Source organism: Streptomyces sp. SYSU D01066-1, assembly GCF_054956795.1.
In genome coordinates this window covers 52,076-75,098 of record NZ_JBUDHV010000024.1, presented here as the reverse complement: position 1 = coordinate 75,098, position 23,023 = coordinate 52,076, and the positions used below count along the sequence as shown (strand labels likewise).

20 protein-coding genes and 1 pseudogene are annotated in these 23,023 nt (G+C 71.5%); 11 read left to right on the top strand and 10 right to left on the bottom strand.

Annotated features, from left to right (window positions below; all coding sequences use genetic code 11):
• Positions 1-267: 267 nt before the first annotated feature.
• Positions 268-741 carry a type II 3-dehydroquinate dehydratase gene (gene aroQ / locus ACY1JF_RS21440; RefSeq protein ID WP_462706800.1) on the bottom strand — a complete coding sequence of 158 codons (474 nt, stop codon included), beginning with the start codon at positions 739-741 and terminating at the stop codon, positions 268-270.
• 193 nt (positions 742-934) lie between these two features.
• On the opposite strand from aroQ, the gene ACY1JF_RS21435 reads away from it, so the two are divergent.
• On the top strand, positions 935-2,206 hold the full coding sequence (locus ACY1JF_RS21435) for an MFS transporter (RefSeq protein ID WP_462706819.1): 1,272 nt from the start codon (positions 935-937) through the stop codon (positions 2,204-2,206).
• Positions 2,207-2,437: 231 nt separating this feature from the next.
• On the opposite strand, the gene ACY1JF_RS21430 is transcribed toward ACY1JF_RS21435, so the two are convergent.
• The 3 genes from ACY1JF_RS21430 to ACY1JF_RS21420 form a co-directional block, all read right to left on the bottom strand.
• Positions 2,438-3,430, bottom strand: a complete 993-nt coding sequence (locus ACY1JF_RS21430) for a TerC/Alx family metal homeostasis membrane protein (RefSeq protein WP_462706799.1) — start codon at positions 3,428-3,430, stop codon at positions 2,438-2,440.
• A 402-nt stretch (positions 3,431-3,832) separates the two neighbouring features.
• Positions 3,833-5,974: an excinuclease ABC subunit UvrB gene (uvrB, locus tag ACY1JF_RS21425; protein WP_462706798.1), complete on the bottom strand. Its 2,142-nt coding sequence runs from the start codon at positions 5,972-5,974 to the stop codon at positions 3,833-3,835.
• A 40-nt stretch (positions 5,975-6,014) separates the two neighbouring features.
• Positions 6,015-6,896: an MHYT domain-containing protein gene (locus ACY1JF_RS21420; RefSeq protein ID WP_462706797.1), complete on the bottom strand. Its 882-nt coding sequence runs from the start codon at positions 6,894-6,896 to the stop codon at positions 6,015-6,017.
• Between the two features lie 276 nt (positions 6,897-7,172).
• On the opposite strand from ACY1JF_RS21420, the gene ACY1JF_RS21415 reads away from it, so the two are divergent.
• Both ACY1JF_RS21415 and ACY1JF_RS21410 read left to right on the top strand, forming a co-directional pair.
• Entirely contained in the window at positions 7,173-8,060 is an 888-nt protein-coding gene (locus ACY1JF_RS21415; protein ID WP_462706796.1) for a glycerophosphodiester phosphodiesterase family protein, read from the top strand.
• A 71-nt stretch (positions 8,061-8,131) separates the two neighbouring features.
• Positions 8,132-8,685: pseudogene (locus tag ACY1JF_RS21410) on the top strand (methylated-DNA--[protein]-cysteine S-methyltransferase).
• Positions 8,686-8,821: 136 nt separating this feature from the next.
• On the opposite strand, the gene ACY1JF_RS21405 reads toward ACY1JF_RS21410, so the two are convergent.
• Complete coding sequence (locus ACY1JF_RS21405; protein WP_462706795.1) at positions 8,822-9,250, bottom strand: VOC family protein; 429 nt, start codon at positions 9,248-9,250, stop codon at positions 8,822-8,824.
• 99 nt (positions 9,251-9,349) lie between these two features.
• On the opposite strand from ACY1JF_RS21405, the gene ACY1JF_RS21400 reads away from it, so the two are divergent.
• Together ACY1JF_RS21400 and ACY1JF_RS21395 are read left to right on the top strand one after the other, a co-directional pair.
• Entirely contained in the window at positions 9,350-10,258 is a 909-nt protein-coding gene (locus ACY1JF_RS21400; RefSeq protein WP_462706794.1) for a pseudouridine-5'-phosphate glycosidase, read from the top strand.
• Positions 10,255-11,223: a carbohydrate kinase family protein gene (locus ACY1JF_RS21395; protein ID WP_462706793.1), complete on the top strand. Its 969-nt coding sequence runs from the start codon at positions 10,255-10,257 to the stop codon at positions 11,221-11,223. Before ACY1JF_RS21400 ends, ACY1JF_RS21395 begins: the two co-directional genes overlap by 4 nt.
• 422 nt (positions 11,224-11,645) lie before the next feature.
• On the opposite strand, the gene ACY1JF_RS21390 is transcribed toward ACY1JF_RS21395, so the two are convergent.
• Positions 11,646-12,440 carry a methyltransferase gene (locus tag ACY1JF_RS21390; RefSeq protein ID WP_462706792.1) on the bottom strand — a complete coding sequence of 265 codons (795 nt, stop codon included), beginning with the start codon at positions 12,438-12,440 and terminating at the stop codon, positions 11,646-11,648.
• Positions 12,441-12,655: 215 nt separating this feature from the next.
• On the opposite strand from ACY1JF_RS21390, the gene ACY1JF_RS21385 reads away from it, so the two are divergent.
• Positions 12,656-13,783, top strand: coding sequence for a magnesium and cobalt transport protein CorA (locus ACY1JF_RS21385; protein WP_462706791.1), 1,128 nt, complete (start codon positions 12,656-12,658; stop codon positions 13,781-13,783).
• Positions 13,784-13,921: 138 nt separating this feature from the next.
• On the opposite strand, the gene ACY1JF_RS21380 is transcribed toward ACY1JF_RS21385, so the two are convergent.
• Positions 13,922-14,563, bottom strand: a complete 642-nt coding sequence (locus ACY1JF_RS21380) for a nucleoside/nucleotide kinase family protein (RefSeq protein WP_462706790.1) — start codon at positions 14,561-14,563, stop codon at positions 13,922-13,924.
• A gap of 224 nt (positions 14,564-14,787) precedes the next feature.
• Here ACY1JF_RS21380 and ACY1JF_RS21375 point away from each other — a divergent pair, with 224 nt between their 5' ends.
• A complete protein-coding gene (locus ACY1JF_RS21375) occupies positions 14,788-15,267 on the top strand; it encodes an anthrone oxygenase family protein (RefSeq protein WP_462706789.1) in 480 nt (159 codons plus the stop codon).
• Between the two features lie 179 nt (positions 15,268-15,446).
• Positions 15,447-16,937: a glutamate synthase subunit beta gene (locus ACY1JF_RS21370; protein WP_462706788.1), complete on the top strand. Its 1,491-nt coding sequence runs from the start codon at positions 15,447-15,449 to the stop codon at positions 16,935-16,937.
• A gap of 179 nt (positions 16,938-17,116) precedes the next feature.
• Here the strand turns inward: ACY1JF_RS21370 and ACY1JF_RS21365 are convergent, their stop codons facing one another.
• The 3 genes from ACY1JF_RS21365 to ACY1JF_RS21355 form a co-directional block, all read right to left on the bottom strand.
• Positions 17,117-17,920 (bottom strand): SAM-dependent methyltransferase, encoded by an 804-nt coding sequence (locus ACY1JF_RS21365; protein ID WP_462706787.1) that lies wholly within the window; start codon positions 17,918-17,920, stop codon positions 17,117-17,119.
• Between the two features lie 96 nt (positions 17,921-18,016).
• A complete protein-coding gene (locus tag ACY1JF_RS21360) occupies positions 18,017-18,292 on the bottom strand; it encodes a DUF397 domain-containing protein (protein WP_462706786.1) in 276 nt (91 codons plus the stop codon).
• Complete coding sequence (locus ACY1JF_RS21355; protein ID WP_462706785.1) at positions 18,292-19,152, bottom strand: helix-turn-helix domain-containing protein; 861 nt, start codon at positions 19,150-19,152, stop codon at positions 18,292-18,294. Before ACY1JF_RS21355 ends, ACY1JF_RS21360 begins: the two co-directional genes overlap by 1 nt.
• Before the next feature lie 294 nt (positions 19,153-19,446).
• Between ACY1JF_RS21355 and ACY1JF_RS21350 the strand changes: the two genes are divergently transcribed.
• The 3 genes from ACY1JF_RS21350 (at position 19,447) to ACY1JF_RS21340 (ending at position 22,996) form a co-directional block, all read left to right on the top strand.
• Positions 19,447-20,313 (top strand): ATP-binding protein, encoded by an 867-nt coding sequence (locus tag ACY1JF_RS21350; protein ID WP_462706784.1) that lies wholly within the window; start codon positions 19,447-19,449, stop codon positions 20,311-20,313.
• A complete protein-coding gene (locus tag ACY1JF_RS21345) occupies positions 20,310-20,744 on the top strand; it encodes a hypothetical protein (RefSeq protein ID WP_462706783.1) in 435 nt (144 codons plus the stop codon). The genes ACY1JF_RS21350 and ACY1JF_RS21345 overlap by 4 nt, the downstream gene beginning before the upstream one ends.
• Positions 20,745-20,887: 143 nt before the next feature.
• The gene (locus tag ACY1JF_RS21340; protein WP_462706782.1) at positions 20,888-22,996 is read left to right on the top strand and encodes an ABC transporter ATP-binding protein; all 2,109 of its coding nucleotides are present in this window, start codon (positions 20,888-20,890) and stop codon (positions 22,994-22,996) included.
• The last annotated feature ends 27 nt before the right edge of the window (positions 22,997-23,023 follow it).

Genomic DNA, 23,023 nt, shown 5'->3' with positions numbered 1-23,023 from the left:
GCAGAGGCGGCAGCCGGCGCGTACTGGACGCGCACCAGAGACGCGTCTGTTGTGTGTCCGGCGCGAGCGCCGCGCACGCCCCGTGTGAATCCTTCGCACACGCCCGTCCCGTACGCGCGCTGCCGGCGCACACCACCGCGTGGTCACCTGGTGCCGGTTCCGCGCGGAAGACCTGTCTCGCGGGGCGACCTGGGCCGCCGGTCTCCCTTCCCCGTTCCCCCCTCCCCCGGCCGGCGGTCCAGCGGGGTCACGCCCGCGGCGCCGGCGTCACGCCTGGGTCCGTCCCGTCCCCGCCAGCGCGGCGATCCGCTCCACACCGAACACGTACCCCTGCACACCGCAGCCCGCGATGACACCGTCGGCACGCTGCGACACGTAGGAGTGGTGCCGGAACCGCTCACGCTGGTGGATGTTGGAGATGTGGACCTCCACCACCGGAAGTCCGTCGCAGGTGTTGAGCGCGTCCAGGATCGCGACGGACGTGTGCGAGTAGGCGGCCGGGTTGATCACGATCCCGCAGTGGTCCAGGCGTGCCTCGTGGATCCAGTCGACCAGTTCTCCCTCGTGGTTGGACTGGCGGAAATCGACGGTGCCGCCGTGCGCACCCGCCGCCTTGACGCACAGCGCCTCGATGTCGGCGAGGGTGTCGGTCCCGTAGATCTCCGGCTGGCGCCGGCCGAGCAGATTCAGGTTGGGGCCGTTGAGGATCATGATCGGTGCGTTGGCCAGGGTGCGGGGCACGGTTCCTCCGGTCCGTCGGGTGGGCGGTCCGCCGGACCGCTGTCCGCCCCGGTTTATCACGGTGCCCGCCCGGCGCATCACCGTCGTCCGCTGCCCCGCGCACCCCCTGAGCGCCCCGTAACCACCGGTCACCGGGAGTAGTTGGCGCAGCATGCACGAAGTACACGAAGGACGCGCCGTGAAGGCGCCCTCCATGCCACGGCTGGCCGGTGCCGCGCTCGCCGGCACGGCGATCGAGTTCTACGACTTCTTCGTCTACGGGACCGCGGCCGCCCTGGTCCTGGGCCCGTTGTTCTTCCCGACGATCTCCCCGCTGGCGGGAACGCTGGCCGCCTTCGGGACGTTCGGTGTCGGCTTCGTGGCCCGGCCGCTGGGGTCGGTGCTGTTCGGGCACATCGGGGACCGTCACGGGCGACGGCCGGTCCTCGTCCTGTCCCTGCTGCTGACCGGGGCGTCGACGGTCGCGGTCGGCTGTGTGCCGACGTACGGCACGATCGGGGTGGCGGCCCCGCTCCTCCTCATCGTGCTGCGTTTCCTGCAGGGGCTGGGGCTCGGCGGGGAGTGGGGCGGTGCGGTGCTGCTGACCGCGGAGCACGCGCCGGCCGGGCGGCGCGTGCTGTGGTCGAGCTTTCCCCAGGTCGGGCCCGCGCTGGGTTTCCTGCTCGCCAACGGCGTGGTACTGGTGCTCTCCACGTCGCTGTCCGAGGCGCAGTTCGCCCAGTGGGGATGGCGGGTGCCGTTCTGGGCGGCGGGCGTGCTGGCCCTGGTCGGGCTGTGGCTGCGGTCGTCGCTCGCGGAGAGCCCCCGCTTCCTGGAACTGGACGGCCGCGCGCGCGTTCCGTTCGCCGAGGTCGTGCGGGACCACTGGCGGCTGGTCCTGCTGACCGCCGGGGCGCTGGCGATCGGGTACGCCATCTTCTACACCGTCTCGACCTGGTCCCTCGCCTACGCGACGGAGCGCCTCGGTGTGGAGCGGAGCGTGGTGCTGGTCTGCATCATGGCCGCGGTGGTGGTGAAGGGGGCCCTCACGCCGGTGTTCGCGCTGCTCGGCGACCGCTACGGGCGCCGGCCGGTGTGCCTGGCCGGATGCGGAGCGGCGGTGGTGTGGATGTTTCCGATGGTCGCGCTCCTGGCCACCGGCGTGCCGCTGTTGATGTTCCTGGGCTTCCTGGTGGCGGTGATCGCCTTCATCATGATGTTCTCGGTGATCGCGGCGTACCTGCCGGAGCTGTACGAGGCACGGGTGCGCTGTACGGGCGCCGCGGTCGGGTACAACCTCGGCGGGGTGGTGGGCGGGGCCCTCACGCCCGTCGTGGCAACGGCCCTGGCGGAGCAGGGCGGCCGTGTGCCCTGGGCCGTGGGCGCGTATCTCACGGCGATCGCGCTGCTCAGCCTCGGCTGCTTCGCGCTGCTGCCGGAGACGCGTCCGGTGCCGGTGCCGGCCGCGGAGCCCGTTACGGGGTGACGGGCGGCCTGCCCGTGAGGCCGATGGGGGTACGGGAAGGCCCCGGGAGCGGTGCCGGCGATGTGCCGTGTGCCGCTCCCGGGGCTGCTGCCGGTCGTATCTCCGCTGCGCCCGGGGGACTCCGAACGGTTCCGGGTCCGCCTCCCCTGTGCCGGGGTTCGGACCGTCCAGGGATCCTGGACCACAGGCCGTGCTGGACGCGGACTCTCCCGCGGCCGGGTTCCCTCGGGGTCAGACGTCGACGCTGTTCTTCCGTGCGCCTTCGTCCCGGGCGTCGGCCGCCGCCTGCTTCCTGGTCGCCCTCAGGCTGGTGATCGTGGTGACGATCAGGACCGAGCAGATCACTCCGAGCGAGACCGGAATGCTGATCTCGGGGACGTGGACACCGGACTCGTGGAGCGCGTGCAGTACGAGTTTGACTCCGATGAAGCCCAGGATGATCGACAGGCCGTAGGAGAGATGGACCAGCTTCTTCAGCAGGCCGCCGATGAGGAAGTACAGCTGCCTGAGGCCCATCAGGGCGAAGGCGTTGGCCGTGAACACGATGTACGGGTCCTGGGTGAGACCGAAGATCGCGGGAATCGAGTCCAGGGCGAAGAGCACATCGGTGGTGCCTATGGCGAGCATCACGACCAGCATCGGGGTCATGACCCGCTTGCCGTTCTGCTGGACCCACAACTTGGTGCCGTGGTAGCGGTCGGCCACGCCGAAGCGGCGTTCGGCGGCCTTCAGCAGCTTGTTCTCCTCGTACTCCTCGTCCTCCTCGTCGGCCCTGGCTTCCTGGATGAGCTTCCAGGCGGTGTAGATCAGGAACGCGCCGAAGATGTAGAAGACCCAGGCGAAGCTGGCGATGATGGCGGCGCCGGCGGCGATGAAGACGGCCCTGAGCACCAGGGCTATGAGGACGCCTATGAGGAGCACTCGCTGCTGGTACTGCGAGGGCACCGCGAACTTCGCCATGATCAGGACGAAGACGAAGAGATTGTCGACGCTCAGGGACTTCTCGGTGATGAAGCCCGCGAAGAACTCACCGGCGGGCTGGCCGCCGCCGAAGAGGAGCAGACCGAGCCCGAACAGCGCGGCCAGGGCGATCCAGACGCCCGTCCAGATCCCGGCTTCCTTGATCGATACGTCGTGTGGTTTGCGGCCGATGAAGAAATCGACCGCGATGAGGGCGGCGAGGCCCACGATGGTCAGGACCCACAAGGTCGTCGTAACTTCCACTGCGCCTCCGGCAGTACGTAACGGCAGATGTCAGCGTCGTCGCTGCCGGAGGTCTCTTCCACCCGGGATCCGGTGTGCGGGATGCACCCGGAACCACGGGCCGACGCCCCGGGATCTGGCCTGATCCGTATTGACGGGCACGCCGCAGCAGGTAGGGAGTACTCCCCTCCGTACGAAAAACAGTACCCAATCACCAAGGATTGGTAAAGGGTTTCGCTGATTTTGCCCAAAGTGCCAGGTGGGAGCTTTTTACCAACTCTTGGTCAGCTGATCGTCCGCCGATCGGGCGTCACCAGCGGCCCACGCGTCGGCGGGACGCGCGGCGGACCGTACCGGTGGAGCGGCTCGAGGCGGTGCCGGACCGGGACGGTCTCGCGGCGCGGGGCGTGTCCGGCCACGCCGTCAGGCGAGGCCCGCCTCCTTCATCTGACGCAGTTCCTTCTTCATCTCGGAGACCTCGTCGCGCAGCCGGGCCGCGATCTCGAACTGGAGCTCCGCCGCGGCGGCCCGCATCCGGGCGGTCATCTCCTCGATCTGCTCCGCCAGCTCGGCCGCGGGACGGTCGGTCGGCGCCGTCTCCCCCGGCTTCTTCCTGCCGGACCTGGAACCGCCCGCGGCTTTCCCGGCGAGGGCGGGGACGGGGGCCTTGGCGCCCTTTCCGTCCTTGGACTGGCCGCGGTACCCCGATCCGAGCAGCTGCTCGGTGTCGACGTCCTCGCGGGCGATCTGCGCCACGATGTCGTTGATCTTCTTGCGCAACGGCTGGGGGTCGATCCCCTTCGCCTTGTTGTAAGCGACCTGCTTCTCCCGGCGGCGGTTGGTCTCGTCGATAGCCCTCTCCATCGCCGGGGTGATCTTGTCGGCGTACATGTGGACCTGGCCGGAGACGTTGCGCGCGGCGCGGCCGATGGTCTGGATCAGTGAGGTGCCGGAGCGCAGGAAGCCCTCCTTGTCGGCATCGAGGATCGCCACCAGGGAGACCTCCGGCAGGTCGAGGCCCTCACGCAGGAGGTTGATGCCGACCAGCACGTCGTACTCACCGGCGCGCAGCTCACGCAGCAACTCGACGCGGCGCAGGGTGTCGACGTCACTGTGCAGGTAACGGACCTGGATGCCCAGCTCCAGGAAGTAGTCGGTGAGGTCCTCGGCCATCTTCTTGGTGAGCGTGGTGACCAGGACGCGCTCGTCCTTCTCGGTGCGGGTGCGGATCTCGTGCACCAGGTCGTCGATCTGGCCCTCGGTGGGCTTGACGACGACCTCCGGGTCGACGAGGCCGGTCGGACGGATGATCTGCTCGACGACGCCGTCCGAGCGGGACAGCTCGTACTGCCCGGGGGTGGCCGACAGATAGACCGCCTGACCGATGCGCTCCTGGAACTCCTCCCATTTGAGCGGCCGGTTGTCGAGCGCGGAGGGCAGCCGGAAACCGTGGTCGACGAGGGTGCGCTTACGGGAGGCGTCGCCCTCGTACATGGCGCCGATCTGCGGCACGGTGACGTGCGACTCGTCGATGACGAGGAGGAAGTCGTCCGGGAAGTAGTCCAGCAGAGTGTTGGGCGGGGAGCCGGGAGAGCGGCCGTCGAAGTGCATCGAGTAGTTCTCCACGCCGGAGCAGGAGCCGATCTGGCGGAGCATCTCGATGTCGTACGTGGTGCGCATGCGCAGGCGCTGGGCCTCCAGGAGCTTGCCCTGCTTCTCCAGCTCGGCCAGGCGCTCGCCGAGCTCCTTCTCGATGTCGTTGACCGCGCGCTCCAGCCGCTCGGGGCCCGCGACGTAGTGAGAGGCCGGGAAGACGTACAGCTGCTGGTCGTCGCTGATGATCTCGCCGGTGAGCGGGTGGAGCGTGGACAGCGCCTCGATCTCGTCGCCGAACATCTCGATCCGGACGGCCAGTTCCTCGTAGACCGGGAAGATCTCGATGGTGTCGCCGCGGACCCGGAAGGTGCCCCGGGTGAAGGCCATGTCGTTGCGCGTGTACTGGATGTCCACGAAGCGGCGCAGCAGCTCGTCGCGGTCGACCTCGTCGCCGACGCGGAGCGGGACCATGCGGTCGACGTACTCCTGGGGCGTGCCCAGGCCGTAGATGCAGGAGACCGAGGCGACCACGACGACGTCGCGACGGGTGAGCAGCGAGTTGGTCGCCGAGTGACGCAGTCGCTCGACCTCCTCGTTGACCGAGGAGTCCTTCTCGATGTAGGTGTCCGACTGGGGGACGTACGCCTCGGGCTGGTAGTAGTCGTAGTAGGAGACGAAGTACTCGACGGCGTTGTTGGGCAGCAGCTCGCGGAACTCGTTCGCCAGCTGGGCGGCCAGGGTCTTGTTCGGCGCCATCACCAGCGTGGGGCGCTGGAGCTTCTCGATCATCCACGCGGTGGTGGCGGACTTGCCGGTGCCGGTGGCGCCGAGCAGGACGACGTCCTTCTCGCCGGCTTCGATGCGCCGGGCGAGATCGGCGATGGCCGCCGGCTGGTCGCCGCTGGGCTGGTAGGGGCTGACGACCTCGAAGGGCGCCACCGTGCGTTCGATGTGGGAAACGGGCCGCATGCCATCCACCGTACGACCCACCACTGACAATGGGCCCGGATCAGCGGTTCTGCGGGGTCCGGGGGCGCCGGTCGGCCAGCGGGCGGCGGTACCGGAGGGCGGGGCGGCGGGCCGCTGGGCGGCGGGCCGGGCCGGGTCCGGCGGGGTGGGCGGGGATGCCGGGCTTGGGGTCGACCGGGCGCCGGGCGGGCTCGCCCACCACCATGAGCGGGTCGAACATCACGACGACCCCCGCGAGGAGGAGGAAGGCGAGCGGGCCGATCAGCATGGGCGCGAGGAGGGCGGCGGGCGAGTCGCCCGCGACGGGTCCGGGCGTGCCGTGCACATGGACGTCCAGCCCGGCCATGCCCATGTAGTGCATGCCGGCGACCGCGAGTCCCATGATCAGACTGGCGCCGACGCTCCACAGGAGGCCGCGGACCTGTCCCGCCGCCCACAGGGCCGCGGTGGCGGCGGCCATCGCTATGACGACGGACATGGCGACGGTGACGGTGCTGTACTCCAGGTCCCCGTCGAGGCGCATGCCGGCCATGCCCAGGTAGTGCATCGAGGCGATACCCAGGCCGGTGATCGTGCCGCCGGTGAACAGGGCCGCACCGCCGACGCCCCGGTAGCCGACGATGAAGATGCCTATGCCCACCATCGCTATGGCGACGACCAGGCTCGCGAACGTCATCGGCATGTCGTAGCGGACCGGTGTGCCCTCGACCCTGAACCCCATCATCGCGATGAAGTGCATGGTCCAGATGCCGGAGCCGATCGCCGCCGAGCCCAGTGCCAGCCATCCGGGCCGCCAGGACTGGGCGACCAGCATGGACCGGGTCGTACAGCGCAGGCCGAGGGCGCCGCCGAGGCAGGCCATGAGGTAGGCCACCAGCGGTGTGACGAGTCCGTAATTGAATACGTCGACCGTGCCTTGCATGCGCGGCTGTCCTTCCGCCCTCTCGCGTCCTGGCTTCCCCGATGTACGTCCCCCTCCCGGGACCGCGCGGGCGATCCGGGTCCAGAGAAGTATGACCGTCACCGGAACGGCCGAACGATTCTCCGGCAAAGAATCACGGCCTTGCCCCAGTTGTGCCGCCACCGTGAGCACAGTCGGGCAACTTCATTCAGCCTGTGGTCATTCCGCACTCCTCCGCCGTTGACACTCCGCTGTCACAGTAGTGCTGTTCGTGATCACTCGACGCGAGGAGTCCGCATGCACGCGCGCGCTGTTGCCGTCACGACCACCGCGCTCCTGGGAGCCGCCCTGTTGGCGCCCGCTTCCTGGGCCCAGGGGTCCCGCGGCGGGCCGGGGCCGGTGGTCGTCGCCCACCGGGGCGCTTCCGCCTACGCGCCGGAGAACACCCTGGCCGCCGTCGACAAGGCGGCCGAGCTGGGCATCGCCTGGGTGGAGAACGACGTCCAGCGTACGAAGGACGGCGAGCTCGTCGTCATCCACGACGACAGTCTGCGTCGCACGACCGACGCCGAGGAGGTCTTCCCCGACCGGGCGCCCTGGAAGGTGAAGGACTTCACGGCCGCCGAGATCGCGCGTCTGGACGCCGGGAGCTGGTTCGGCGCCGCCTACGCGGGCGCGCGCGTGCCGACGCTGGAGCAGTACGTCGACCGTGTCGAGCGCCACCACCAGAAGCTGCTGCTGGAGATCAAGAATCCCGAGCTGTACCCCGGCATCGAGCGGGAGACCCTCAAGGTCCTCAGCAACGAGGGCTGGCTGGACCGGCGGCACGTCGCCGGCCGGCTGGTCGTGCAGAGCTTCAGCGCGGACAGTGTGCGGACCGTCCATGAGCTGAAGCCGGCCGTCAGGACCGGTTTCCTGGGCACGCCGTCCGTGCCGGACCTGCCCGCGTACGCCGAGTTCACCGACCAGATCAACCCCTCCTACGGCTCGCTCTCGCTGGCCTACGTGTCCGCGGTCCAGGCCTTCACCGGGCCGCACGGCAGGCCGCTGGAGGTCTTCGCCTGGACGGTCGACGACGCGGCCGACGCCCGGCTGGCGGCCGGGTACGGCGTCGACGGCATCATCACCAACCGGCCCGACGTGATCCGGGACGCCACACGTGGGGACGTGCCGGGAACCCAGTGACCACGCCCGTACCGGGAGGAGGGCCGCCGGTTCCGCGGGCGTTGTCAGTGGCGGGCCCTACGGTGATGCGCATGGACAGCCATGGGCAGCACGAGCAGCGGGTGACGTGGACCGTCGTCGGCAGCGACGTCGGTCCGCTGCTGCCCGCCGCGACCCGCCGGGGCCTGGTCGACGTCGTGTTGCACGCCACCGTGCCGGTCCGCGACCGGGTGCTGGACCGGCGCGCGGCGCAATTGGGCAGCGAGCCGGTGAAAGCGCCCGGCACCCCGCTGCTGACGGAGGCGGCGGAGCAGTCGGGGGCGTACTTCTCCGGTGACCGGCACGCCTTCGGCCTGCCCCTGGACTGGTCGCTGATATCCGGGTTCAACCAGGAGGTACTGCGTGAGCCGGCGTCCGGGGCCCCTACGGAACGGTCGTCGGTTACGGCGATCTCGCCGGCCGGGCGGGCCGGCCGGGCGCGACCCGGGCCGTGGGCACGGCGATGGGCGCCAATCCGCTGCCGGTCGTCGTGCCTTGTCACCGGGTCGTGGAGAGCGGTGGCGGCATCGGGGGGTTCGGAGGCGGCCTGGAGACCAAGAGGAAGCTGCTGGCCCTGGAGGGAGTACTGTCCGAGCCGCTGTTCTGACGGTGCGGCTGCCGGACGCGGCCGTGCGGCGTGGCGTGCCTGGAGGGGCCCCCGGGTCAGGCGTGGCGGCCCAGTCGGCCCCGGTAAGCGTCCGGGGTCACCGATGGCGGCTCCGTTGTCCCGAGAGGCCCTGGGGTCACGCGTAGTGCCTCGCCTCGAAGATGTTCCCGTCCGGGTCGGTGAAGTAGAAGCTGCGCCTGGCCATGCCCTTGGCTCCGTAGGAGTCGTACGAGAAGTCCGAGACCGGGGTTCCCTGGTCCTGGAGACGGCCGCGCAGCGCGTCGAAGCCGTCTTCCGGCAATGACAGACAGACGTGGTTGACCGGGTGGCCCGAGCTGTCCGCGGCATCGGGCAGCATCGTCATCCGCGGGGCCATGGTGAACGGCATGAGGTCGAAAATCGTCTCCTCGTTGAGGCGTACGGAGGGGAACGGCACCGTTCCCGCCGCGAACTCGGTGACCCGCAAGGGCTCCATGCCCAGCGTCTTCTCGTAGAAGCCGACCGCGGTGAGCGGGTCGCGCACCCAGAGGACGACGTGGTCGAGGCGTGCCGTGTTGTCCGTCATGGTCACCAGCCTGATGCCGGGCCCCGGGCGTCGCAAGGGTTTGGCCCGGTGCCGCGCCCGCCAGAGATGAGGGAGAGCCGACGGACAGGAGGCGTATCCGTGGTGCTGGTGATGTCGGAAGAGGTGCGGGAGGCGGTCGACTCGCGGCGGCCCGTGGTGGCCCTGGAGTCCACGATCATCGCGCACGGGCTACCGCGTCCGCGCAATCTCCAGGTGGCGCGGGAGCTGGAGGAGGCGGTACGGCAGGAGGGAGCCGTTCCGGCCACGATCGCCGTGCTGGACGGTCAGCCCCGCATCGGGCTCGGGAAGGAGCAGTTGGAACGGATCGCCAACGAGGACGGCGTCCGCAAGCTCGGCCACCGGGACCTGCCGCTCGCGGTGGCGGCCGGGGCGAGCGGGGCGACCACGGTCTCGGCGACCGCGTCGCTGGCGGCGCGGGCGGGCGTCCGGGTCTTCGCCACCGGTGGACTGGGCGGGGTGCACCGTGAGTGGACGGCGACCCAGGACGAGTCGGCCGACCTGGGCCTGCTGGCGCGCACCCGGATCACCGTGGTCTGTGCCGGGGTGAAGTCGATCCTGGACGTGCCGGCGACGCTCCAGCGGCTGGAGACCCTGGGGGTCACGGTCGCCGGGTACGGAACGGACCGGTTCCCCGGCTTCTACCTGTCCGATTCGGGACATCCGGTGGACTGGACGCTGCGTACGCCGGAGGAGGTGGCGGCGGTGATGCGGGCGCAGGACGCGCTCGGGACGGCGGAGTCGGCGCTGATCGTCGCCCATCCGGTGCCCGAGGAGGAGCAGCTCGATCCCGAGGTGCACGCGCGGGTGCTCGCCGACGCGCTGCGCGCGTGCGCGGAGAGGGGGGTCACCGGGCAGGCGGTCACCCCGTTCCTCCTCGACCACTTGGTGCGGCACACGGACGGGGCCTCGCTGAGCGCCAATCTGGCAGCGGTGCGCGGCAACGTGCGGCTGGCGGCACGGGTGGCGGCGGCCTGGACCGGGTCGTGACGGCGGGGCCGGACGGTGCGCTGCTGGTCGTCGGAGACGTGATCACGGACATCGTCGTCCGTCCCCGCGGGCCGCTGGCCGTCGGTACGGACACGGCCGCCTCGATCCGCCGGCTGCCCGGCGGAGCGGGTGCCAACGTGGCCTGCTGGGCCGCTCACCGGGGCTGCGCAGACGTACGGCTGTTCGGGCGGGTCGGCGCGGACGCGGTGGTATGGCACGAGCGGGAGCTGGTGGCCGCCGGGGTACGGCCCTGTCTGGTGGTGGACGAGGAGGCTCCGACGGGGACGGTCGTCTGCCTGGTCGACGGGGGTGCCTCGGCCGAACGGACGTTCCTGACGGACAGCGGGGCGTCGCTCCGGCTCGCGCCCGGCGACTGGTCGGACACGCTGCTCGACGGTGTCGGGCACCTGCATCTGTCGGGTTATCTGCTGTTCTCCGCGCCGGGCCGCGCGCTGGTGGCGGTCGTACTGGAAGCGGCACGCGCGCGTGCGGTGCCGGTGAGTCTGGACCCCGCGTCGGCCGGTTTCCTCACGGAACTGGGTACCGGCCGGTTCCTGTCCCTCGTCCGGGGGGTGGACGTACTTCTGCCGAGTCGTGACGAGGCGTGTCTGCTGACGGGGCTGTCCCGGACGGCCGGCGCGGCGGGCGACGGGGTGGTCGGCGCGGTGGCCGAGTTGAGCCGTCGGGTGCCGCTCGTGGTCGCCAAGCTGGGAGCGGACGGTGCGGTGGTGGCGCGCGACGGTGCCGTGTGCGCCCGGGTGCCCGCCGTGCCGACGACGCCGCTGGACACGACGGGTGCGGGTGACGCCTTCACCGGGGCGTTCCTCGCGGCCCTGCTGTCGGGAGCGGGCCCGGTGGAGGCGGCGGTGCGGGGGTGCCGGGCGGGGGCGGAGGCGGTGGAACGGGTAGGCGGTCGGCCCACCCGCGCCCGGCCCTCCGTGGCCGGCGGGCCGGTGTCGCCGTGAGGGAAGCGGAGGCTGTCGCCGTTGTGGACGGGGCGCGGTCGCCGTTGACGGGCGGGCCGGAGTCGCTGTGCACGGAGCCAAAGGCAGTCGCCGTCACGGGAGCGGGGCCGTCGCCGTGGCGAGCCGAGGGCAGCCGCGGTGTACGAAACCGGGGGCAGTCGCCGTGAGGGAAGCGGGGCCGTCGCCGTGGCGAGCCGAAGGCGACCGCCGTTGACGGGCGGGTGGCAGCGTTGCCGGGCGGGTGGCAGTCGCCGCGCATACCGTTCCCGCTCATGGAGTCGGACGCTGTCACTGTGACGGGGCCGGCGGCGGGAGGGGGCGGGTGCGGAGGCTGCGGGAGGGGCGGGTGCGGAGGCCGAGGAACGTTCGGGCGGCCCTGGACACCTACGGGCCGGTGGTGCTCGGGCCTCCGCGCCGCCCGGTTACGCCTTGCGTCCCCACGCCGAGATCATGGGGGCCGTGGCCAGGTCCATGGCGCCCGAGGCGATGTTCGTGAGATGCCGGTCGATGTCCTGGTCCGTGGCGAGGCCGGCGGTGACGAGCTGGTCGCGGACCTGGCGGATCGTGGCGGACTCCAGGGCGGCACAGGCGGGCGACGTCACCGGGAAGTGGGCGTCCGCCTCGACCCGGCGCAGACCGGCCTCCCGCAGCAGCCGCGGAAGTTGCCGGCCGTAGGACAGGTCGGCGCCACGGCGGGCCAGCAACTTGCGGAAGGCGTGCCGCAGCTGGTTCGCCAGGCGCTGCTCGGGTCCGTACTCGTCGGGGCACAGCAGGGGCTGAAGGGCCGGGTCGGCGTCCTCCACCAGCAGGCGTCCGCCGGGGCGCAGGGCCCCGACCATGGAACGCAAGGCCCTTTCCCGCTCCGGTACGTGAACGAGTACGAGCCTGGCGTGCACCAGGTCGAAGCCCTCGCCCGGCGGGTCCTGGGCACCCACGTCGTGCACCCGCACCTCGACGGGCGGCCGGGCGGCCGGGGCGAGACGTGAGGTGTCGATGTCGGTCGCGACGATCTGTCCCGTGGGGCCCACTTTCTTGGCCAGCCACGAGACCACGGAGGTGCCGCCGGCTCCGACCTCCCAGCAGCGCCAGCCCGGTCCGACGCCCATGGCTGTGAGGTGCCGGAACGTCGTGGGATCGAAGAGGGTGGCGAAGGCGTCGAAACGCTCCGCCGCCTCGTTCTGCCGGTTGTCGAGGAGGTACCCGTCGGTTCGCGTCATATGGAGATCATCCCAGTTGTCCGGCTTGCCGGAAGGGGGCGACGCTCCGAACGGAGCCCGGCTGTCCGTATCCGGGTACGACCGGTTGTCCACAGTCGGGAACCAAGCGGAATCTCCTCTTTCCACAGGCCCGTCCGAGGCCGGCGTCGGCCTGGCAGACTGGCGCGGCAGGCGCGGGGAGCACGGCGCACGGGGAAGCACGCGAGGAGATCCGTATGTCCATGGCAGGGAATCTGCGGAAGGTCACGAGCCTCGGCAAGGGCGGACACCTCCGTCGCGTGGCGCGGCTCGCCCGCCGGCGTACCCGCGTCGACCTCAGCCATCCCGCGCGTTCCCCGCTGGGCTCCTCGGTGGTCAACTGCGTCACGTACCGGGACGGGATCCGCGTACCCGGGGGTGTCGGCCTGGTGGACGCGGTGGAGCGGGTACGCGAACGGGGGGACGGTTTCGTCTGGCTCGGGCTGCACGAGCCGACGGACGAGGAGTTCGCGGACATCGCGGAACTCTTCGATCTGCATCCACTGGCGGTCGAGGACGCCGTCGAGGCCCACCAGCGTCCGAAGCTGGAGCGGTACGGGGAGACGCTTTTCGCGGTCTTCAAAACGGTCTGTTACGTCGAGCACGAGGAACTGACAGCCACCAGTGAGGTGGTGAACACCGGCGAGATCATGGTCTTCACCGGTCAGGACTTCGTGGTGACCGTGCGGCACGGACGGCACGGTTCACTGGGGCCGCTGCGCGAGGAGCTGGAGTCCGATGCCCGGCAGCTCGCCAAGGGGCCCTCGGCGGTGCTGCACGCGGTCGCGGACCATGTCGTCGATGACTTCCTCACCGCCATCGACGCGGTGCAGGCGGATGTCGACCATGTCGAGACAGCCGTGTTCGCGGAGGACGGCGCGCGGCTCGACCCCGGACGGATCTACCAGCTCAAGCGCGAACTGCTGGAGCTGAAGCGGGCGGTGGTACCACTGGGCCGGCCGCTTGAGGAGCTGGCCACCCGGCCGATCCGGGTGGTGGCCCCGGAGATACGGGCCTACTTCCGTGACGTCTCCGACCACCTGTCGCGGGCCACGGAGCAGATAGCCGCCTTCGACGAACTGCTCAACTCCATCCTTCAGGCACACCTCGCGCAGGTCACGGTCGCGCAGAACGCGGACATGCGGAAGATCACGGCCTGGGCGGCGATCGTCGCCGTGCCGACCATGGTCTGCGGGATGTACGGCATGAACTTCGACCACATGCCGGAACTGCGGTGGCGGTACGGCTACGTCCTGGCCCTGGGCGTGATAACCGTCGCCTGTCTGACGCTGTACCGGGGATTCCGGCGCAACGACTGGCTCTGAACCGCCTGCCGCAACGGCCGGCTCCGGACGACCGGTTCCGGACGACCATCCGGGACGACCGCCCCGGACGACCGGCTCCGGACGACCGGCTCCGGTCCCGAGCGCGGCGGACCCGATGATCCGCGCGGTCCGGACGCGTCACCCGTTCCAGGCCGGGTGACGCGGGTCGTCGGCACGGACCAGGATGTCCGCGACACCGGCGGGGTCGGTCTCGTGTGCGTAGCGTTCGAAGGCGGGCAGCGTCCACTGCTCGGCCTCGGCGGTACGGCGGCGCAGTGCGCCGGGGCTGAGGAGAAGGTGGACGCTCAGGTCGAAGGGGAACCAGTGGCGCAGGAGGAAGGGACCGTGCAGCAGCAGGAATCCACCGGGCGGGAGGTGAGCGTAGGGGCTGCGGGTCGCGCGGTCGGTGACCGGGTCCCAGAGATCGGGCAGGACCCGCCCGTCACCGCCCGGTTCGAGGGGGCCGAAGACCTCGCGCCACAGGGCGCGGGTGTCGTACCAGTCGTCGTAGTACGAGTCGGCGTCCCGGTGGCCGTGTTCGAGACGCAGGGAGGCGGGGCGCAGGAAGCCGTGCGTACCGACGACGAGAGAGGGCCGTCCGAGAGGGCGGAGGGCCTCGGCGACCCGCTCGGCGAGGTCACCGGGGCGGGCCGCCGGGGCGCCGTCGAAGGCGACGCGGCACCAGGGACCGCCGTCGGCCGGTTTCAGGTCGAGCAGACGCTCGGCGAGCAGGCCGCCGAGCCGGTCCCAGGTGATCGCTTCCCATCCCACAGCACCCATGATGCGGCAGACCCGAAAGGCCGGAGGCACCAGCGCGGGCAGGCACGTATGCGAGTACGTGAGTACGCGACGCGGGGCAGGAAGGGCATGGGACACGGGCCAGGACGGCACGGGACGGGACAGACCCCCGGGTACGGCTCGGGTGACGAAGCAGGCCACTGCCCGGCGGCGAAGGAACGGGCCACGGGGGGACGGATGACAGTCGTCGAAGAACGGAGGCGGGCATGATCGAGGGGCCGTACTTCGCGCTGACGGTGCTGGGAGTACTGGGAACAGGGCTGGTGGCCGGCGTCTTCCACGGCTTCCCACCCTTCGTCACGGGCGGACTGGCCGCATTGCCGCCCGCGCGGGGCGTGGCGGCGACGCAGGCGATCGATGTGGCGGCGGTGACGCCGCCGTTCATGGTCCTGTTCGTCGGGTCGGCGCTGCTGTGCGCGGTACTCGCCGTGGTGATCCTCGTGTTCTGGCCGGACCAGAGCGCCATGGAACCGCCGTTGGGCGGGGAGCCGCACCTGTTCGGGTCGTCCGGGCTCACCATGGTCGCCGGCGTGCCCCGCGATGGCGCGCTGGCCCGGGTGGAGCCGAAGAGCGCGGAGACGACCGCGTACCGGCCCGGGCACGTGTGCGAGTGGACGGCGTGGAACCACGTCCGTACGGCGGCGTCGGCCGGAGCCGCGGTGTCGTACATATCGGCCCTCACCTGAGCGACACCCGATGCCGACGCCTGATACCCGGTACCCGATGCCCGGTGCCGGCCCTTCGGACGCCCGGCAGCAGGTGCCGTCGCAACCGCCCTGCGGGGGCCGTCGGCCGGACGTATCGTGGCAGGGAGAGTGCGGCCGCCCTCGCACGGCCTGACCCCGCTCGCACAAGGAAGACGGCCATGGCCGACCCCAAGGGATTCATCACCACGCCCCGCCAGGAGTGGTCCCGCAGGCCGGTGGGTGATCGGGTCCGTGACTGGGGCGAGGTGTATGTGTCGGGGGCCCTGCTGCCGATCATCAGCAAGCAGGCCGGCCGCTGCATGGACTGCGGCGTTCCCTTCTGCCACCAGGCCTGTCCCTTGGGCAACCTGATCCCCGAGTGGAACGACCTGGTCTTCCGGGAAGACTGGCGGGCGGCGAGTGAGCGGCTGCACGCCACCAACAACTTCCCGGAGTTCACGGGCCGGTTGTGCCCGGCGCCGTGTGAGGCGGGGTGCGTGCTGGCGATCAATCAGCCGGCCGTCACGATCAAGAACGTCGAGTGCGCCATCGCCGACCGGGCGTGGGAGGAGGGCCTCACACCGCCGCACCCGCCGGAGCGGTCGTCGGGCAGGACGGTGGCCGTGGTCGGTTCGGGGCCCACGGGACTGGCGGCGGCACAGCAGCTGACCCGGGCGGGGCACACGGTCGCCGTGTACGAGAAAGCCGACCGGATCGGGGGGCTGATGCGGTACGGCATCCCCGCGTTCAAGATGGAGAAGCGGCACCTGGAGCGGCGGATCGAGCAGATGCGGGCGGAGGGGACGAGGTTCCGTACGTCCACGGCGGTCGGACGGGACGTCGGGGCGCAGGAGGTGCGGGCGCGGTACGACGCCGTGGTGATCGCCACCGGGGCGGCGGCGTGGCGGGAACTGGAGGTGCCGGGACGGGAGCTGGACGGGGTCCACCAGGCGATGGAGTATCTGCCGCTGGCCAACCGGGTGTGCGAGGGGGATCTCGAGGTCTCTCCGCTGTCCGCCGCCGGGAAGCACGTCGTCATCGTCGGCGGCGGTGACACGGGGGCGGACTGTCTGGGCACGGCGGTACGGGACGGTGCCGCGTCCGTGACCCAGCTGGACATCCGCGCGCAGCCGGGTACGGAACGCGACGAGGAGGCGGAGCCGTGGCCGGCGTACCCGCGGCTGTACCGGCTGTCCGCGGCGCACGAGGAGGCACGGGACCTGCGGTCCGCGCCGGTGGCGGACGCGGACGCGCGGCTGTTCGCGGCGTCCACGTTCCGTCTCACCGGGGACGCGGACGGGCATGTGCGGGAGCTGCGCCTGACCGGGGTGGACGCCGGGCGTCGCCCGCTGCCCGGAGCCGAGCGGACGCTCCCGGCCGATCTGGTGCTGCTGGCCCTCGGTTTCTCCGGGCCGGACCGTACGGACGGGCTGGTCGGCCAGTTGGGACTGGCGTCAGAACCGCGCGGCACGCTCGCGCGGGGCGCGGGGTTCGAGACCAACGTCCCCGGGGTGTTCGCCGCAGGGGACGCCGCGCGCGGGCAGTCGCTGATCGTGTGGGCGATCGCGGAGGGGCGGGCGGTGGCGGCCGCCGTCGACCGCCACCTGACCGGCCGGCCCTCACCCCTGCCGGCGCCGGTCGGTCCGTACGACCGGCCGTTGACGGCCTGAGCGGCACCCGTCACGACCGGCTGCGCGACCGATCGGCGACCACCTCGCGGGCCCCTGACGGACAGCACCCGCCCCGGCCCAGAGCCTGGCCCAGGGCTCGGCTCATGGCACCCGGTTCAAAGCACCCGGCTCACGGCACCCGGCACCCGGCACCCGGCACCCGGCTCATGGCACTTGACTCATGGCTTGCGTGCCACCGCCCCGTACCCGGGAATCACACCGTCCTCCTGGCCGGGCACCGGCTCGCCCAGCTCGGGGTGCCACAGGTGGGGCACCTGGACGCCCGGTTCGACGAGGTCGAGACCGTCGAAGAGGCGGGTGAACTCCTCCCGGGAGCGCAGGGCCAGGGTGACCCCCGCGGCCTTGAGCTTCTCGGTGGCCGCCCGCGACTCCTCGGGGGTGAAGTCGGAGGTCGCGTGGGTCACCACGAGGTAGCTGCCGGAGGGCAGCGCCGCCAGCAGACGACGGACCAGGTCGTGGGCGCCGTCCTCGTCGGAGACGAAGTGCAGCAGCGCGATGAGCGACAGCGCGACGGGCCGGTCCAGGTCCAGCACCTTGCGGGCGCCGTCCAGGATGGCGTCCGGGTCGCGGACGTCGGCCTGGAGGTACTCGGTCGCCCCTTCGGGGGTGCCGCGCAGCAGGGCCGCCGCGTGGGCCAGCACGATGGGGTCGTTGTCGCAGTAGACGACTCGGGCGTCGGGGGCGGTCTCCTGGGCGACCTGGTGGAGGTTGGGTTCGGTCGGTATGCCGGTGCCGACGTCCAGGAACTGCCGTACGCCCTGGCGCGACAGCCAGCGGGTGGCCCGGTGCATGAACGCGCGGTTGACGCGCGCCATCACCGGGACCCGTGGGTCGAGAGTGAGCATCTGACGGCCCATCTCCTCGTCGACGGGGTAGTTGTCCTTGCCGCCGAGGTACCAGTCGTACATGCGTGCGGGGTGAGGTCTGCTCGTGTCGATCTCGACGGGCTGCTGTCCGGTCATGACGGACTCCAGGTGGCTGGGCCGGTGCGGCGGTGAGTGATCAAGTTGAACAAGAGACTTAAGAACAAGCGGTGCACAAGGTTGAGGTGAGCGGGTTCAGGAGAGCAGGAAGTCCGCCTTTCCGGCCTTCGCCCCTTCGATGAAGGCGGTCATCTCGGCGGACGTGTAGATCAGCGCGGGTCCGTCGGGGTCGGTGGACTGACGGACGGCGATCCGCCCGTCGGCGAGCTTCATCGCCTCCAGGCAGTTGCCACCGTTGCCGCCGCTCCACGGTTTGTGCCAGCCCTCGCTGCCCAGCTCTCGCGCGGGCATACCGTTGTAGATGCGCCGGCCGCGTATCCGCGGCCTGGGCTGGGGCGTGATGCGATCCATTACAGCTCCTTGCGGAGATCCCGGAGGATCTCTTTTGTGCGATGTGCCGTAGCGGCCTGCGCCGCCATGCGGTCCATGACCTCGAGGTGGGTCGCCACCTCGGTACGCGCGTCGAGGTAGACAGCGCCGGTCAGGTACTCGCTGTACACCATGTCCGGGAGTTCCGGCACGGCGAATCGGAAGAGCACGAAGGGCCCGTACGTGCCGGGGTGCGGCCCGTTGGCGAACGGGGCGACCTGGAGGGTCACGTTGGCCAGCTCCGCGGCGTCGAGCAGTCTGTCGACCTGGTCCCGCATCACCTCCGGGCCGCCGACCGGGCGGCGCAGCACGGTCTCGTCCATGACGACCCACAGGCGGGGCGCGTCCTTGCGGGTGAGCAGTTCCTGGCGCCGCATCCGCAGATCGACGTGGCGTTCGATGTCGTCGGGGCGGGTCTGGCCGATGGCGCCCGACTGCAGCACCCCGCGCGCGTAGGCCTCGGTCTGGAGCAGTCCGGGGACGAAGTGCGGTTCGTAGGAGCGGATGAGGGCCGCGGCGCCCTCCAGGCTGACGTACATCGAGAACCAGCCGGGCAGGATGTCGTGGAAGCGCTGCCACCACCCCGGTTTGTTGGCGTCCTCGGCCAGCAGGACGAAGGCGTCGGCCTCCTCCTCGGAGACGCCGTACGCCTTCAGGAGCAGCTGGAGGTACGGGATCTTCAGCGCGACCTCGGCCATCTCCATACGGCGGACCGTGGCGGGGGCGACGCGGAGGATGCGGGCGGCCTCCTCGCGCTTCATCCCGGCGCTCTCCCGCAGGTCCAGCAGGCGCCGGCCGAGGACGACCTGACCGACGGTCGGCGCGGACCGCGGTTCGCTCACCGCTCCACCTCCACGAAGAGTCCCATTGTCATGTGCCGAGCCGTATCGAGCCGTACGAGTCCTACCGGAGTCACCGAGCGTGCCGAGCCGGCCGCGAGCGCGCGCGGACAGCCCGGCGGCGCCTTCCCCGGCCCCGTCCCGGGGCCTGGGCAGGCCTCGGACCGGACCTGAAGTGGCGCCGCTCGACGTGCTGTTGCGAGCAGTGTGCCACGCCTGTCCAGAACGTCACACAGCACTCTGCAATTTTCAGAGTGACTCTTGCCAAGTGTTCTCGGCGGGGCGATAGTGGCAAGCGTGATTCCGTCCGCGCCTTTAGGAACAGAGGCCGCCTCGGGCCCCTACGGCCCGGGCGCCGCCACGGGAGCCGTCCCCTGCGGGCCGGCTGCCGAGCGCCGGTTCCGCTTCGAGCTGGCCGCCCATCCGGGTTCCCCCGCCCAGGCCAGACGCCTGACGCGCGCCCGGCTGACCGGCTGGTCGGTGTGTGAGGACACCTGCGACACGGCGGCCCTGGTCGTCTCGGAGCTGGTCACCAACGCCATCGTGCACACAGCGAGCAGCCGCATAGTGTGCGAGCTGTACGACCGTGCCGACCTGGTCCGCATAGCCGTGCGGGACGAGGGGTGCGCGCCGGGTCAGCCGCAGCCGTCGTCCCGGCGGCAGCCCGAGGACGAGCACGGCAGAGGGCTGCTCCTGGTCGATGCCCTGTGCCACGCCTGGGGCGCGCAGGAGCACGGCCCCGGGCTGCTGGTCTGGGCCGAACTGCCGCGCACGGACGCCGTTCCGCCCGAACCGTCCGTACCGTCCGTACCGGCGGAACCGTCCGTACCGGCGGAATCCCCGGCACCCGTCGCCCCCTGGGGGCCCTCCGCGTCCCCGGCACCTTCCGGGTCTCCGACGTCCTGGGAATCCCCGGCACCCTCCGGATCCCCGGCACCCTCCGGTCCGCCCGGACGCCCCGTCGCGCCCGAGCCGCGCGGTGACCTGGGCTGGGGTGCTCGCCCCAAGCCCGGCCCGGCCGCTCCGCCCGGCGCGGGTTCCGGCGACGAGGACGGTGGTGACACCGCCGACAAGACCCACGGCACACGGCACCGCGGAACGGGCCGACACGGAACGGAACGGCATCACACGGCGCGGCGCCGGACGGGGGGAGAAGGGCTGTGAGGGCTGTATCGGGTGCTCGGGTACGCGGCCTGGACACACTGGTCCGGCTCCAGCGCCGGCTGAACACGCCACGGACACCGCACCGCCTCCCCGTGCCCGACGGCATGAGCGCCCCGCTGGGCTGTGACGCGGTGGCGGTCCCTCCGATCCTGGGCCAGCAGGTACTGCCCCGGCTGCCCCGCGTGGGATGCGTCTACGCCGACAAGGCGCACTGGTGGTGGATCGTCCCCTCCGACTCCGACTACGCCATGGAGTGGCCGGCGCCCGCGCAGTACGCCACCGGCGCGGTCCTGCCCGGTCTGCTCGACGTCCCCGGCCTGCTCTACCGCCCGGACGGCGAGGTCCCGTACACCCCGCCCATCCCCCTCTACCTCGCGGTCTGCCGGCTGACGGGGACCACACCGTCCTGGTCCCGCCCGCTCTCCGCCTGACCCCGGGTCCGTGGCGCCGGATGACACGGCGCGCGCGGGGACCGCCGTGCGCCCGCGCGCTCCGGTGTCTCCGGGTCACGCCCTGCCCCCGCGTGTGCCGCCCCGCCATAGTGGCGTCCGTCCACGATCGGGGGAGGCCGACGGTGCGGAAGAAGCGTGGCGCAAAACCGGCCGGGGTGTCGGAGTCGGAACAGTTGCTGTTCGGCGGCCCCCTGCGCTACGACACGGGCTGGAACCAGCACTCCGACGCGTTCCTGGAACTGGGCTTCCGGTCCATGGTGACCCGGCTGCCGGCCCTGCTGGCCGCCAGTTTCCGGCTCGCCCGGCACGCCGATCCGGTGGCCGCGCGGACCGTTCTGGCGGCCGAGGCCGGACGGGGTGTGGCGCAGGCGGTGAGCCTGCTGGCGGTCAACGGCGTGCTGAGCCGGCTGATGGCTCGGGGAACGATCGAGGAGCGGCTGCGCGACGCCCTGCCCGCGCTGATCATGGTCGCCGCGATGATGCTGGTGGCGGCACTGCTGCGGGCGGCCACCACATACGCCACGGGGCGGCTGGAGCCCAAGGTGGAGCGGGTGGCGACGGAGCAGTACCTGGAGCGGGCGACCGAGGTCGAACTGGCGGCCATCGAGGACCACGCCTTCCACAAACTGCTGGACACCGCCCAGTACGGCGCCGTCTCGGCCCGCCGCATGATCGCCTACAGCGCGCGCGTGATCAACGCGCTGATCTCGCTGGTGGCGGCGGCCGGTGTGCTGACCGTGCTGCATCCGGCGCTGCTGCCCCTGCTGGTGACGATGACGTTGCCGAGCGCCTGGAGCGCGCTCACGGTCGCCCGGCGCCGGTACGAGTCCTTCCAGGCCTGGGTGCAGCACGTGCGCGCGGGCCGGCTGATCGCCGGGCTGCTCATCGAGCCCGAGGCAGCACCCGAGATCCGGGTGCACGGGGTGGGCGCGTTCCTGCTGCGGCACTACCGGGCGATGTCGGAGACGGCGGAGGCGGAGCAGGCCCGGCTGGCGAGGCTGGCGGCTCGTACCGGCCTGATCGCGGCGGCCTGGACGGGACTGGCGACGGCCGCGACGTACGCGACGCTCGGCGGGCTGCTGCTGGGCGGTGCGATGGCCCTGTCGGTGGCGGGCACCGCGGTGATCGCCATCCGCACCGGCTCACAGAGCCTGGAGACGCTGGTGGTGGAGGTGAACGCGCTGCACGAGGAGGCGCTGTTCGTCGGCGACCTGGAGCGGCTGCACGTGGAGGCGGCCAAGCGGGCGATCCCGGAGGGCGGCACGGCGCTGCCCGCCGATCCGCGCGAGATCCGCTTCGAGAACGTCACCTTCCGCTACCCCGGCGACTCCGCGCGCCCCGCCCTGGACGACGTGTCGCTCACTCTCCCGCTGGGCCGGATCATCGCGCTCGTCGGCGAGAACGGCTCGGGCAAGACCACGCTGGTCAAGCTGCTGGCGGGGCTCTACACCCCGGAACGGGGACGCGTGCTGTGGGACGGGGTGGACGCCGCCTCGGCGGACCGGCGGGAGTTGGCCGAACGGATCGCGATGGTGGCGCAGGACTTCAAGCGGTGGCCGTTCACCGCCCGGGTGAACGTCGCCGTGGGCCGCTCCACCGCGCCGCTGGACGAGGAGCGGGTGACCGGCGCGGTCGCCGAGGCCGGGGCCGAGGAGGTGGTCGCGGACCTGCCGCGCGGCCTGGACACGCTGCTCGCCCGGCACTTCACCGGCGGCCATGAGCTGTCCGGCGGCCAGTGGCAGCGGCTCGGCATCGCACGGGCGGCGTACCGCAAGGGCCGCATCCTCGTGGTGGACGAACCGACGGCGGCGCTGGACGCGCGGGCCGAACTGGAGGTCTTCACGAAGATCCGGGCGCTGGCCGGCAGCGGCCAGACGGTCGTCCTGATCACGCACCGGCTGGCGTCCGTGCGCCACGCGGATCTGGTGCACGTCCTGGACCAGGGCCGGCTCGTGGAGTCCGGGACACCCGACGAACTGCTCGCCGCCGGCGGTGTCTACGCCGAGCTGTACTCGCTCCAGGCCGAGCAGTTCGCGCAGCCGCCGACACCGGCGCCCGCCCGGAAGCAGGAGGTGGAAGGCGCCCTGCGGAAAACCCCGGCGCCAACCCCGACGAAGGCTCCGGCGAAAACCGCGAACTCCGCAAGCTCCACGAGTTCTGCGAACTCCACGGGCTCTGTGAACTCGGCGAACTCCGCGAAGCCCCCGGTGCCCGCCCCCGAGTCGGCCTGATCAGCCGCGCGGGCAGGGCACGGCGGG